The following is a 12,148-nucleotide window of genomic DNA, read 5'->3' as shown; positions in this document are numbered from 1 at the left end:
ATTCAGTATCGGGGCGAAATTATTCGCCCCTTTTTTTTTTGCTGATCGGGATCAGAAAAAAGTTATATCTGCCATCACAACCTTCTGTCAGCGCTGAGCGATGCCAGTCGCTGTCTGCGCTGGCAAACTTTGCAGCACAGCATAATGAGGGGGCGCACCCTCATGAATCAGGCCGGGCCTCGCGTAATTGCATCAAACATTCAGTGCTGCTGCACCCGCCACGCCCAGCGTTTTATCGCCTTGCGATATAGCACCAGAACTATGTCATAAGCCACAGCCGTAGCCAGCAGGGTGAGCAGTACATCAGAGAAAAAAACCATAAATCGTCGAAATTTTCCTGACTTGCACTGCCATGCAACCAGCAAGAAAAGCTGTTAGCTGCTCCCGGGCTAATAAACTTTGAAGAGTCAATCAGCTGGGCAAAGAGACAGAACAGCAAGATAAACAGAACTGTCTTAGCGCTACGCCGGACAATCTTCACCATAGCCATAACTTTTTACCTCAATGTAACCACGTGCTTTCAGTCTTCTCATGCAAGTTACATTCACCAGCGCTGTCCTCATAAGGCACCCACGAAAGAAGGCAAAATCTGAATTATTTTTAAGAGTTATACAACCTTCCGAAACCACACCCGGATGCAGTCGAAAATTCCCCCGTCGGACTCCTTCAACCCACGTATGATCTCCAGGCCCTGAACCATCAACCCCAGTGAAATCGTAACAGCCGGTAAGACAGTTTTAAGGTTTATGCGGGCAGCACCTGATCAATGTCCGCTTCAACTATGCTCAGGATTATCACAACTCACAGTCTGGCTAATCAGGCTGTTTTCATTCTCAGGGAGTAAAGTTGATGCGCAAGTTTTCCATAATCGTTATCACTGCCGGTCTTCTTATGGCGGTCAGTTCTCAGGCCGACGCGAAAGGCTGCCTGAAAGGGGCCGCGGTAGGCGGCGTGGCGGGTCATATCAAACATCATGGCGTCGCCGGGGCGGCGGCGGGTTGTGCGGTGGGGCATCATATGGCGAGTAAAAAACAGAAAGAGGCGGCTAAGCAACAGAATCAACAATAAGCAAGGTCTCCAAAGCTCATCTGCCTGCGCCTCTGACCCCGTCACGGTGATCCGAGGCCAGGCTTGCTCTTCTCTTAGCGGTCGGCAGCGGGTATCAGTTCAGCAAACCGGCTCCGACATTCACCGACAGTCCCAGAACGGCCAGATTGAAAATAAATGAGATGACTGATTGCAGTAGCGTCAGTTTGCGTATCTCTGTGGTGCCTGTTGCCACATCGGCGGTTTGCGCTGCCACGGCGATGGTAAAAGAGAAGTAAAGAAAATCCCAGTATCCTGGCCTGGCGTTTTTTTCCGGGAAAATAAATGGGCTGACGCTGTCGCTACGATGCAGATAGTGCTGGTGAGCATAGTGCATGGCAAAGGCGCTGGGCAGTAATGCCCATGAGGCAATCAGGGTCAGTACCGTCAGCAGCAGATGCAGTGTGCGCGCCGAACCGGTGAGGTGTTTCAGCGTCGGCAGCTCGCTAAGGATCGCCACAATACTGGTCACACAGGCCACGATCACCAGCGTCAGCACCAGCGCGGCACTTTGATCCTGGACGCTGGCGATATGCCTGATCTTATCGGCATCAGTACGCAACATACGAAACCAGATTAGCGCCAGATAGATCCACGCCAGCACATTCCAACTTATCAGCAAACGTTGCAATTGCCCTGATTGCGCAGGCAGGACAAAGTAACAAACCAGACCGGCAGCAATAGCGAAAATCAGGCGCAGCCGGGCAAACAGGTGGGTGGTCAGAGAACTGGACATGATGTGGCGTTTCTAAGTGAATGCTCAATCAGTCAACTGTAGACGGTGACCGGGAAAACGCCCGGACGTTCTGCTTTTTTCGCTGAACGAACAGGCTTCCCGGCAATCATGACTTGATGGCGGTATCCAGCCACTGTTTAAAGCTGGCATAAGGGACATACAGCGAGACGTTTTTATACAGTGCCTTGCCGGTTTTTAAGTCATTAATGCGGTCAGAATAACCCACAATAACGCCAGCGATGGAGTCATCAGATGCGTTGTACACCGCGCCACCGGACATCCCTTTCACCACCACCGCATCGGAGGCCACCACCACACATCCCAGCTTATTCCAGTCATTTTGCAGCCCGGTATTAATCAGACTGGTGCCGGTAGAGGCCACCGGCATGGCGGAAATAAAGCTGTAGCCATACATGTTGATTTTGTCGCCAATATGTCCGTTACGAAAATGTGGCGGCTGGATGTTGGGATTGGGGTGATAGACCACCGCCAGGTCGCACAGTGGGTGTCTGGCTTTGACCCGATAAAGCGAATATTTTGCCACATGGGCAGCGGTCAGGCTGTATTCAGACGTCAGGGGAATGGTGGTGCCTAATGTACCAATGCCCAACACGGTTGGAATACCGGTAACGGTCATATCGACCCGTTTTTCCGCTTCGCGGCTGTACTCATAATGCCCAACTGAGCACCCGGCCAGTATCAGAGATAGCAGGCTTATTGCGCATCGCATTTTTAGTCCTCGAAAAGAATTGATCAAGCACGTCACATCAAACGCCCGGTAATCCGTCATCGAGGTATCGGCAAACGCTCAAGAAGCTTTAATCTTTTTTACTTAACACAAAGCCTGATGCATTCTGCGTCAAATGACAATTGTTTGTCGCTGCTGAACGACAAAACTAAGAACGATCTGAGTTTTACTGATAAAAATTCATTAACAGTCAGGCTGATAAATCAGGCTCTGACTGGACCTGTTATGCAACAGCAACGTACTTTTCAGCGCACGGACCCCCTGCTCAGGGCCGCCAGAGCCGTTACGGATGCTTAATGTTAACGGTATGTAAGCATCCATCATACTTAAGCTAAATGATATTTGTGATGTAGATCAATTTTAGTCACTATTAGAGCGGAGTCCGAGCTCTTTTACTACCGGGAATGACTGGTGGTAAAACCTGAAGAATATCTGGAGATAGAAACATGCCCGTTTCCTTACTGGCGCTGGCGTTGAGTGCCTTTGCCATTGGCACCACGGAATTTGTCATCATGGGATTGCTACCGGAAGTGGCCGCCGATTTAACGGTATCGATCCCCTCTGCCGGCTGGTTGATTAGCGGCTATGCGCTGGGGGTGGCGATTGGCGCGCCGATAATGACCTTACTGACCGCAAAGTTGCCGCGTAAAAGTACGCTGATTCTGCTGATGGCAATTTTTATTGTCGGTAACATTCTTTGTGCGTTGGCCTACAGCTATAACCTGCTGATGCTGGCAAGAGTAATTACCGCGCTCTGCCATGGTGCCTTCTTCGGAATTGGCTCAGTGGTGGCGGCCAGCCTGGTCGCGCCGGGTAAACAGGCTTCAGCGGTGGCGCTGATGTTTACCGGACTGACGCTGGCGAACGTACTGGGTGTACCGTTGGGGACCTGGTTTGGTCAGCTTCTCGGCTGGCGCGCCACTTTCTGGGGCGTATCGGCTATCGGCCTGCTGGCCTTTATTTCCCTGCTGTTCAGTCTGCCTGGCAATCGGGACGAAAAACCGGTGCATCTCGCCAGTGAGATTGGCGCACTGGCTAACGGAAAATTGTGGCTGTCGCTGCTGATGACCGTCTGTTTTGCTGCGGCGATGTTTGCGCTGTTCAGCTACATTGCGCCGCTGTTGTTGCAGGTGACCGGCATCAGCAATCGCGGCGTCAGCTGGACGCTGTTTCTGATTGGCGCAGGTCTGACGGTGGGTAATATTCCTGGCGGCAGGCTGGCCGACTGGAAAGTGTCATTCAGCCTGATCCTCAGCTTTTCGCTGATTGCGCTGTTCTCGCTGGTGTTCAGCTGGACCAGCCATGCGGTGTGGCTGGCGGAAATCACCCTGTTTCTCTGGGCGATGGCGACCTTTGCCATTGTGCCCGGCTTGCAGATTAACGTGGTACGCCACGGTAAGGACGCGCCCAATCTGGTTTCGACGCTGAATATATCCGCTTTCAACGTTGGCAATGCCTTTGGTGCCTGGGCTGGCGGCGCGGTAATCGGCTCTGGCTTTGGACTGACGGTGGTGCCGGTAGTGGCCGCCGGGCTGGCAGTGGCTGGCCTGCTGGTATCTCTGATTACCTTTCGTCGTTCAGGCGGGCGACCGCAAACCGCCCGGGCTTAATCCAACAGCGCCGCCAGTCGCTGAGTAAACAGGCTGATATGCTGTTGCAGATGGGCGCAGAAGGCATCCGTCAGTGCAGAAGAGGGGCGGTGGCGCGGTCTGATCAGACTGACGGTAAAGGGGATTTCGGCGCTGAAGCGTCTGATGGTCACGCAGCTGCCCGCATACTCCATCGCGGTCAGCGGATTGACTACCGACACGCCGACTCCGGCTCTGACCATCGAACAGACCGATGCCGCGCTGTGGGTTTCCATCACCATCCTCCGCTCCACTCCCTGCTCGTTGAACAGTTTATCCAGTAGCTGACGATAGCTGTCGGTGCGTGACAGGCTGATGTAGTTTCTGCCACTGAAATCCTGGGGTGTCAGGCAGTTTTTTTGCGCCAGTTCATCTCCGGGGGGCAGGACACAGACTTCCATTGCGGTGAAGAGTTCGGTGCGTTCAGTACCGGCAGGCGTCTGACCGGTTTCGGTCAACCCCAGATCATAGCGCTGGGCGGAGAGCCACTCCTCCAGCAGCGGCGACTCCTGCGCAATAATGTTCAGACTGACCTCCGGGTAGCGTTGTAAAAAAGGCTGGCAGAGCAGCGGCAGCAGCGACTGGGAAAACACCGGCAGGCAGGCGAGGGAAAGCTCACCCTGGCGAAACTGGCGCAGTCCTTCGGCGGCGCTGATAATGCGGTCCAGTCCGTACCATGAACGCTGAACCTCTTCAAACAGCCGCAATCCCTGGACCGTGGGTTGCAGGCGACCGCGCACCCGGTCAAACAGCTTCAGCCCGCTGAGTTTTTCAAATCTTGCCAGTTCGCGACTCACCGTCGGCTGCGAGGTATGCAGCAGCGCTGCCGCCTCCGTCAGGTTACCGGTGGTGACCACCGCGTGGAAAATCTCAACATGGCGCAGCGTAATGCCCGTCATTGCCCGCTCCTGAAAATCAAAGCTATATCATGGATGAATAGAGTGCCTTAAAACAGATATTTTTAATCATTGCCTTGCTGTGGCGTAATAGGCCTTTACCCTCAGGAGAAATTTTATGCCACGTCTGCTCAGTAACACGGAAACTGCACTCAACCGCGATAACCTTCTGCCACTGGCGCAAAAGTCAGGGGGACCGCTGTGGGTCTATGATGCTGATATCATTCGCGCGCGCATCGCACAGTTACAGCAGTTTGACGTGGTGCGCTTTGCGCAGAAAGCCTGTTCCAATATTCATATTCTGCGGCTGATGCAGGCTGCCGGGGTGAGAGTGGATTCGGTGTCCCTCGGAGAAATTGAGCGTGCGCTGGTCGCCGGATTCCAGCCCGGTGGCGATGACATCGTGTTCACCGCCGATGTGCTTGACGTGCCGACGCTGGCGCGGGTGGCTGAACTAAAAATTCCGGTCAATGCCGGGTCGGTGGATATGCTTGAACAACTGGGCGAGGTCTCTCCGGGACATCCGGTCTGGTTGCGTATCAACCCGGGTTTCGGTCACGGACACAGCCAGAAAACCAATACCGGCGGCGAAAACAGCAAACACGGTATCTGGCCTGAGGATCTGCCGCTGTCGCTGGCCGCGCTGCAACGCCATCAGCTGAAGCTTGTTGGCATTCACATGCATATCGGATCCGGCGTGGACTATGGTCACCTGGAGCAGGTCTGCGATGCGATGGTGCATCAGGTGGTCAGTTTCGGTCAGGATTTGCATGCCATCTCCGCTGGCGGCGGGCTGTCGATTCCTTACCGTCCGGGCGAAGAGGCGATCAATACCGATCATTATTTCAGCCTGTGGGATGCGGCGCGTAAACGCATTGAACAGCATCTGGGCCATCCGGTGAAGCTGGAAATCGAGCCAGGTCGTTTCCTGGTGGCGGAGTCCGGCGTGCTGGTTTCTCAGGTTCGTGCCGTTAAGCAGATGGGCAGCCGTCACTTCGTGCTGGTGGATGCCGGGTTTAATGACCTGATGCGGCCTGCGATGTATGGCAGCTACCACCATATCTCCGCGATGGCGGGAGAAGGGCATCAGCTTGATGAACAACGCACCGTGGAAAGCGTGGTGGCCGGGCCGCTGTGCGAATCCGGCGATGTCTTTACGCAGCTGGAAGGGGGGCAGGTAGAGACGCGCTCGCTGCCGGATGTGCAGGTGGGCGATTACCTGGTGTTTCACGATACCGGTGCCTACGGTGCCTCTATGTCTTCAAATTACAACAGCCGCCCGCTGCTGCCGGAAGTGCTGTTTGAAAACGGTCAGTCGCGTCTTATCCGCCGCGCCCAGACGATAGAGGATTTGCTGGCGCTGGAACAGCAGCTGGCATAACTCAGCTCTGGCCCGGCGCACCCACCGAGTGGCGACGCACCAGCGTCGGGCTGAAGATATTGGTCACTTCCGGTAACGGCTGGTTATTGGCTAAGGCCAGTGCCAGCGCGGCGGCCTGCTGCGCCATGGTCACAATCGGGTAGCGAATGGTGGTCAGACGTGGCCGGACATAGCGTGAAACCAGTACGTCATCAAAGCCAATCAGCGACATCTCTTCCGGCACCCGCACCCCGTTGTCACTCAGTACCGCCAGCGCACCGGCGGCCATCGAATCGTTATAGCAGGCGACGGCGGTAAAGGGTTTACCGCGTCCGAGCAGCTCTGTCATCGCCTGTTCGCCGCCCACTTCATCCGGTTCACCCTGCGCCACCAGCCGATCATTACAGGGCAGATGGTGTTCACGCAGCGCGTCGTAATAGCCCTGAAGCCGATCTTCGGCGTCAGAAATAGGATGGTTCGAGCAGATAAAGGCAATATTCTGGTGCCCCTGCTGAATCAGGTGGCGGGTTGCCAGCCAGGCACCGTAGCGATCATCCAGAGCAATACAGCGTTTTTCATAGCCCGGCAGCGCCCGGTTGATCAGGACCATGCCGGGGATTTGTGCCATCAGCGGTAACAGCTCGTTATCCGGGATCTTTTTGGCGTGGACCACCAGCGCGCCACAACGATGGCGGATCAACTGCTCAATCGCCTGACGCTCTTTTTGCTCAATATGGTAACCATTGCCAATCAGTAAAAAATTGCCGGTCTCATAGGCGACCTGCTCCACCGCCTTGACCAGCGCACCGAAGAAGGGATCGGAAACATCACCGACCACCAGCCCCATCGTTTTGGTTGACTGCTGCGCCAGCGCACGGGCGTTGGCATTCGGATGATACTGTAACTGCACCATCGCGCTGTTCACCGCCTGCCGTGAACTTTCACTGGCTTTCGGTGAATTGTTTATGACTCGGGAAACCGTGGCGACGGAAACGCCAGCCAGCCTGGCAACATCCTTAATCGTGCCCATAAATCGTAAGCCTTCCTGGGTAAACGTTTACATCCGCTCAGTGTTGCGGAATTCTCCTGTCACTTCAAGCAGACAGAATGTCAGCGGCGTCGCAAAGCCTGATAAAAGCCGCGCAAAGATTATCCGCCGGGTGGCGATTCAAAACCGGCGCTGAATAATGTTATTCTGCGGTTAAATAACGCCGAAAAGCCTGCCGGAACGCCTGATGACCATAATAAAAGTGCCGCACCTCGCCCACTGGGGCGCCTTCACCGCCGTTGTCGAAGATGGCAAGCTTATCCGCTGTGAGCCGTTCTTCGCTGACCAGGATCCGTCACCGATGCTGAATACCATCCCGGAACTGGTCTATTCCGACAAGCGCATCCGCCAGCCAATGGTTCGTCGTTCATGGCTCAAATCCCGCGAGAAAAGTGATCGCACCCTGCGTGGGCGGGAGGATTTTGTCGCCGTGGATTGGGAAACCGCGCTGGATCTGGTGGCGGAGGAGAATCGCCGGGTGCGTGACCGTTACGGCCCCACCGGCATTTTTTCGGGGTCTTACGGCTGGTCTTCTGCGGGGCGTGTTAACCATGCCCGCACGCTGATCCGCCGTTTCTATTTTACCGGCGGCGGCGGTGTCGACCAGCTTGGTAACTACAGCTGGGGAGCGGCGCAGTTTTTCCTGCCCTACATTATCGGCACCTATATGCCGCTGACCGGGCGTGTCACCGACTGGCCGCAGGTGGTGGAGCATTGCGACATTTTTGTCGCCTTTGGCGGACTGGCGCTGAAAAACAGCCAGGTGGCTTCCGGCGGAGCGGGGCAGCACAGCCTGAAACCGGCGCTGCTGGAACTGGCGGCAAAAGGCACGCCGGTGATTAATATCAGCCCGATGCGCGATGACTGCCCGGCCTTTGTCAATGCCGAGTGGATTCCGATCCGCCCCAACACCGACGTGGCGCTGATGCTGGCGCTGGGCTACGAAATTGAACGCTCTGGCGCTGTGGATAACGCTTTTCTCGCTTCACACTGCGTCGGCTGGCCACAGCTGCGCAGCTACCTGCTGGGCGAGACGGACAGCACACCCAAAACGCCGGAGTGGGCCACTGAGATTACCGGCATTCCGGCCGCGCGCATCAGACTGCTGGCTGCGCAGTTGAGCGGAAAACGCAGCTTTATCACCTGCTCTTATTCCGTGCAGCGCGCTCATCGTGGCGAGCAGCCTTACTGGATGATGATTGCGCTCTCCTCGATGCTGGGGCAGCCAGGGTTGCCGGGGGCGGGCTTCTCCTTTGGTCATGGTTCGATGAACAGCGTCGGTAATCCGCGCGTTGAAGGCCCGGCCCCGCTGATGTCAACCGGCGTCAATCCGATTGCCGATCGGGCGATCCCGGTGGCCCGCATCAGCGATATGCTGTTGCATCCCAATGAGCCTTACCGTTTTCAGGGGCAGAGCCATACTTACCCGGAAATCCACCTGATCCACTGGGCGGGCGGTAATCCTTTCCATCACCATCAGCAGCTGAACCGCCTGGTGGAAGGCTGGCAGCGGCCGGATACAGTGATTGTACAGGATATCGTCTGGACCCCGGCGGCGCAGATGGCCGACATCGTGCTGCCGGTGACCACCACGCTTGAACGTAACGATATTGGCGGCTCCTCGCGCGATCGCTTTGTGCTGGCGATGCATCAGGCGATTAAACCGCAGCATCAGGCGCGCAACGATTTTGATATTTTTGCCGATCTGGCAGAAAGACTGGGTTACCGCGATACCTTCACCGAACAGCGCAACGAGGCGCAGTGGATAGAATACCTCTATCAGCAGTGCGCCCGGGCGCATCAGGAGAAGGGGATTGACTGGCCTGATTTCCATATCTTCTGGCAGGAAGGCCATGTAGAGGTGCCATCCGGCGGCAAACCTTTTGTCTTTATGGAGGCGTTTCGTGACGATCCCATTGCCAATCCAATCAAGACTGCCAGCGGCAAAATTGAGCTGTTCAGCAAGACGATTGCCGATTATCAGCTCGATGATTTCGCGCCACACCCGCAGTGGCAGCCGCCGAGAGAGTGGCTGGGTGCAGGGTTAAGCCAGCGCTTCCCGTTGCATATGATTTCCATTCAGCCTGGCGACCGTCTGCACAGTCAGATGGATGCCACGCCAACGGTGCAGGCGGCGAAAACCGCCGGTCACGAAACCCTGTGGATGCATCCGCAGGATGCCGGGCCACGTGGGATTGCGGACGGTGAAGTAATCGACGTCAGTAACGACCGTGGCAGGATGCTGGCCGGAGTGCGATTGACGGATGGCGTCAGTCCGGGCGTGGTGTTGATCGCCACCGGTGCCTGGTTCGATCCCGGCTTTGGCAAGGCCTGGCAACCTTACGACCGGGCCGGTAATCCGAATGTGCTGACGCTGGATATCGGTACCTCGTCGCTGACCCAGGGCCCTAACGCCATGAGCTGCCTGGTGGAGATTAAACGCGCCGCGACAGCTGAATGATAAAGATAACAATCTCATAGCTGGTTACATTTTGCGGATAACTGTTGCGAATGAGGGCTGGCTGCCGGCTCAGCCGTATTGCTACAGTGCTGATCCCAGAGGTATTGATGGGTGAACATCAAAAAGTCTTCATGCTTTATTTCACCGACCTGCGCCGATGCGCAGGTTTTTTTTATCTGCATACTGCCTGAGTGCGGTAATAAAATGAATTCTAACTGAAATCCCCGCGTTCTCTGCCGGTCAAAGGCCTGGCAATCACAGGCTGAAACACAGTTTCCCTGTTATCCTCGCGGCATTTTTTATATAACCCACAATCAGTTATCCCGATCAGCCGTGAAAGAATCCATGCCCCGCTTAAAGAAACTGTTGGCTAAAGACCAGGCGAAAGCGCCTTTTAACCCTCTCCGCTTCCGCCTGATCTGCTTTGGTGTGCTGACCTGCCTGGTTTTACTGCTGGCGCGGGTCGGCGATCTTCAGCTGATCAACCATCCGATGCTGGAGAAAGAGGCGGATGAGCGTTCACTGCGCACGGTGGCGATCCCCACTAACCGGGGGACGCTGCTGGATCGCAACGGCGAGGCGCTGGCGCTGAGCGTACCTTCGCGCGATATCATTGCCGATCCGCAGCGCGTGCTGGAAGCACATCCGGATTTTACCAGCGCAAAATGGCAGTATCTGGCGAATGCGCTGGACCAGCGGCCAGAGGATATTGCCCGCCAGATTAACGCCAGTCCCACCCGACGCTTCCTCTATCTCGGCCACAAAATTGAGCTGGGGATCGCCAAGGACATTGCAAAGCTGCATCTGGTCGGGATTACCACCGTGTATGACGACAGCCGCTTTTATCCGATGAGTGAGGCGACCGCCCCGCTTATCGGTATCGTTGGGGCCGAAAACAGCGGCCTGACCGGGCTGGAAAAGGGTTTTGATAAGGTGCTTCAGGGAACACCGGGCGAAGAAAAATATCGCCAGGACGCCAATGGCAACATTGTGGCGATGATCAACTATGAGCCGCCACGCCAGCCCCCCACGGTGCAGCTCAGCATTGATAAATTTGATCAATACACCCTCTACAGCAAACTGCGTGACGGCGTGTTGCTGAACAAAGCTGACTCCGGGGCTGCGGTCCTGATTAAGATTGATACCGGTGAAATCCTCGGCATGGCTTCTTATCCGTCATTTAACCCCAATAATTTTGGTGATGTCTCGCCCACACAGATGCGCAACGCCGCGATCAACGACAGCTATGAGCCGGGCTCAACAGTGAAGCCGCTGGTGGTGATGGAAGGTCTGGTCCGCAAGCTGGTACGCCCTGACTCGGTGCTGGATACCACGCCGTATCGCGTCAATGGTCACCTGATCCGTGATGTGGGCCACTGGCCTCGCCTGACGATGACCGGTATTTTGCAAAAATCCAGCGATATTGGCGTATCGCACATTGCGCTGGCGATGCCTGCTGAAGTGCTGGTCAATACATACCGCTCGTTTGGACTGGGTAAGCCAACTGGCCTGGGACTGACCGGAGAAAGCGTGGGCTATTTTCCGCTTCACCGTGAGCGTTGGGCCGATATCGAACGCGCCACTTTCTCGTTTGGCTATGGCCTGCGGGTCACGCCACTGCAAATCGCCCGTGAATACGCCACCCTTGGCTCTTTCGGCGTCTATCGTCCGCTGTCGATCACCAAAGTGACGCCGCCGGTAATGGGCACGCGGGTGGCCGATGAGGATATCGTTCGCTCAGTGGTTCATATGATGAAGAGCGATGCACTACCCGGCGGTAGTGGGGTGCGTGCGGCGGTGCCGGGTTACCGTCTGGCGATCAAAACCGGTACGGCAGAGAAAATGGGCAGCAGCGGTAAATATGATGGTGGCTATATCAACTATACCGCTGGCGTGGCACCGGCCAGCAATCCGCAGGTGGCGCTGGTGATTACGATTAACCACCCAACTGCGGGCGACCACTTCGGGGGATCGGTTGCCGCGCCGGTATTTGGCAACATTATCGGTCCGGTGTTGAAACATATGAACGTGGCGCCAGATGCACTTTACAGCACCCACAGTGGCACCTGAGTTACGCTCTGCAAAGGTCGGTAAACAAAGCCGCAAAGGTTTTACAGCTGGTAGCATTTTCGCTAACTCCGTTGCGTTTTGCTGCTGGCAGGTCGGGAGCACAGCTGCGAGGATG

General features: G+C 55.8%; 9 protein-coding genes and 1 pseudogene. 5 read left to right on the top strand and 5 right to left on the bottom strand.

The annotated features are described in order from the left end of the window. Window positions 1-461: 461 nt before the first annotated feature. Window positions 462-674 (bottom strand): annotated as a pseudogene (locus AC3RPL_RS01220) (tlde1 domain-containing protein); the annotation flags it as partial. Between the two features lie 175 nt (window positions 675-849). Between AC3RPL_RS01220 and AC3RPL_RS01215 the strand changes: the two are divergent. Beyond that, window positions 850-1,068, top strand: coding sequence for a hypothetical protein (locus AC3RPL_RS01215; RefSeq protein WP_379891772.1), 219 nt, complete (start codon window positions 850-852; stop codon window positions 1,066-1,068). 94 nt (window positions 1,069-1,162) lie between these two features. Here the strand turns inward: AC3RPL_RS01215 and AC3RPL_RS01210 are convergent, their stop codons facing one another. Next, window positions 1,163-1,822 (bottom strand): DUF1345 domain-containing protein, encoded by a 660-nt coding sequence (locus AC3RPL_RS01210; RefSeq protein WP_490738678.1) that lies wholly within the window; start codon window positions 1,820-1,822, stop codon window positions 1,163-1,165. 106 nt (window positions 1,823-1,928) lie between these two features. After that, the gene (locus AC3RPL_RS01205; protein ID WP_490738677.1) at window positions 1,929-2,552 is read right to left on the bottom strand and encodes a serine protease; all 624 of its coding nucleotides are present in this window, start codon (window positions 2,550-2,552) and stop codon (window positions 1,929-1,931) included. Between the two features lie 464 nt (window positions 2,553-3,016). On the opposite strand from AC3RPL_RS01205, the gene AC3RPL_RS01200 reads away from it, so the two are divergent. Further along, window positions 3,017-4,180, top strand: a complete 1,164-nt coding sequence (locus AC3RPL_RS01200) for an MFS transporter (protein WP_490738676.1) — start codon at window positions 3,017-3,019, stop codon at window positions 4,178-4,180. On the opposite strand, the gene AC3RPL_RS01195 is transcribed toward AC3RPL_RS01200, so the two are convergent. Beyond that, a complete protein-coding gene (locus tag AC3RPL_RS01195) occupies window positions 4,177-5,097 on the bottom strand; it encodes a LysR family transcriptional regulator (protein ID WP_490738675.1) in 921 nt (306 codons plus the stop codon). The genes AC3RPL_RS01200 and AC3RPL_RS01195 overlap by 4 nt on opposite strands. Before the next feature lie 115 nt (window positions 5,098-5,212). Here AC3RPL_RS01195 and lysA point away from each other — a divergent pair, with 115 nt between their 5' ends. Next, window positions 5,213-6,475, top strand: a complete 1,263-nt coding sequence (gene lysA, locus AC3RPL_RS01190; RefSeq protein ID WP_490738674.1) for a diaminopimelate decarboxylase — start codon at window positions 5,213-5,215, stop codon at window positions 6,473-6,475. A gap of 1 nt (window position 6,476) precedes the next feature. Here the strand turns inward: lysA and galR are convergent, their stop codons facing one another. After that, window positions 6,477-7,484, bottom strand: coding sequence for an HTH-type transcriptional regulator GalR (gene galR / locus AC3RPL_RS01185; RefSeq protein ID WP_490738673.1), 1,008 nt, complete (start codon window positions 7,482-7,484; stop codon window positions 6,477-6,479). Window positions 7,485-7,689: 205 nt separating this feature from the next. Between galR and AC3RPL_RS01180 the strand changes: the two genes are divergently transcribed. Together AC3RPL_RS01180 and AC3RPL_RS01175 are read left to right on the top strand one after the other, a co-directional pair. Beyond that, window positions 7,690-9,963 (top strand): molybdopterin guanine dinucleotide-containing S/N-oxide reductase, encoded by a 2,274-nt coding sequence (locus AC3RPL_RS01180; protein WP_490738672.1) that lies wholly within the window; start codon window positions 7,690-7,692, stop codon window positions 9,961-9,963. Window positions 9,964-10,308: 345 nt separating this feature from the next. Beyond that, complete coding sequence (locus AC3RPL_RS01175) at window positions 10,309-12,033, top strand: penicillin-binding transpeptidase domain-containing protein (protein WP_490738671.1); 1,725 nt, start codon at window positions 10,309-10,311, stop codon at window positions 12,031-12,033. Window positions 12,034-12,148: the final 115 nt, after the last annotated feature.

It is taken from the genome of Erwinia papayae, assembly GCF_058241465.1.
This window is presented reverse-complemented; position numbering and strand designations above follow the sequence as displayed.

Coding starts and splice junctions, on each gene's coding strand:
- AC3RPL_RS01210 (WP_490738678.1), bottom strand. CDS start 1,822: ATGTCCAGTTCTCTGACCACCCACCTGTTTGCCCGGCTGCGCCTGATT.
- AC3RPL_RS01205 (WP_490738677.1), bottom strand. CDS start 2,552: ATGCGATGCGCAATAAGCCTGCTATCTCTGATACTGGCCGGGTGCTCA.
- galR (WP_490738673.1), bottom strand. CDS start 7,484: ATGGGCACGATTAAGGATGTTGCCAGGCTGGCTGGCGTTTCCGTCGCC.
- AC3RPL_RS01180 (WP_490738672.1), top strand. CDS start 7,690: ATGACCATAATAAAAGTGCCGCACCTCGCCCACTGGGGCGCCTTCACC.
- AC3RPL_RS01195 (WP_490738675.1), bottom strand. CDS start 5,097: ATGACGGGCATTACGCTGCGCCATGTTGAGATTTTCCACGCGGTGGTC.
- lysA (WP_490738674.1), top strand. CDS start 5,213: ATGCCACGTCTGCTCAGTAACACGGAAACTGCACTCAACCGCGATAAC.
- AC3RPL_RS01175 (WP_490738671.1), top strand. CDS start 10,309: ATGCCCCGCTTAAAGAAACTGTTGGCTAAAGACCAGGCGAAAGCGCCT.
- AC3RPL_RS01215 (WP_379891772.1), top strand. CDS start 850: ATGCGCAAGTTTTCCATAATCGTTATCACTGCCGGTCTTCTTATGGCG.
- AC3RPL_RS01200 (WP_490738676.1), top strand. CDS start 3,017: ATGCCCGTTTCCTTACTGGCGCTGGCGTTGAGTGCCTTTGCCATTGGC.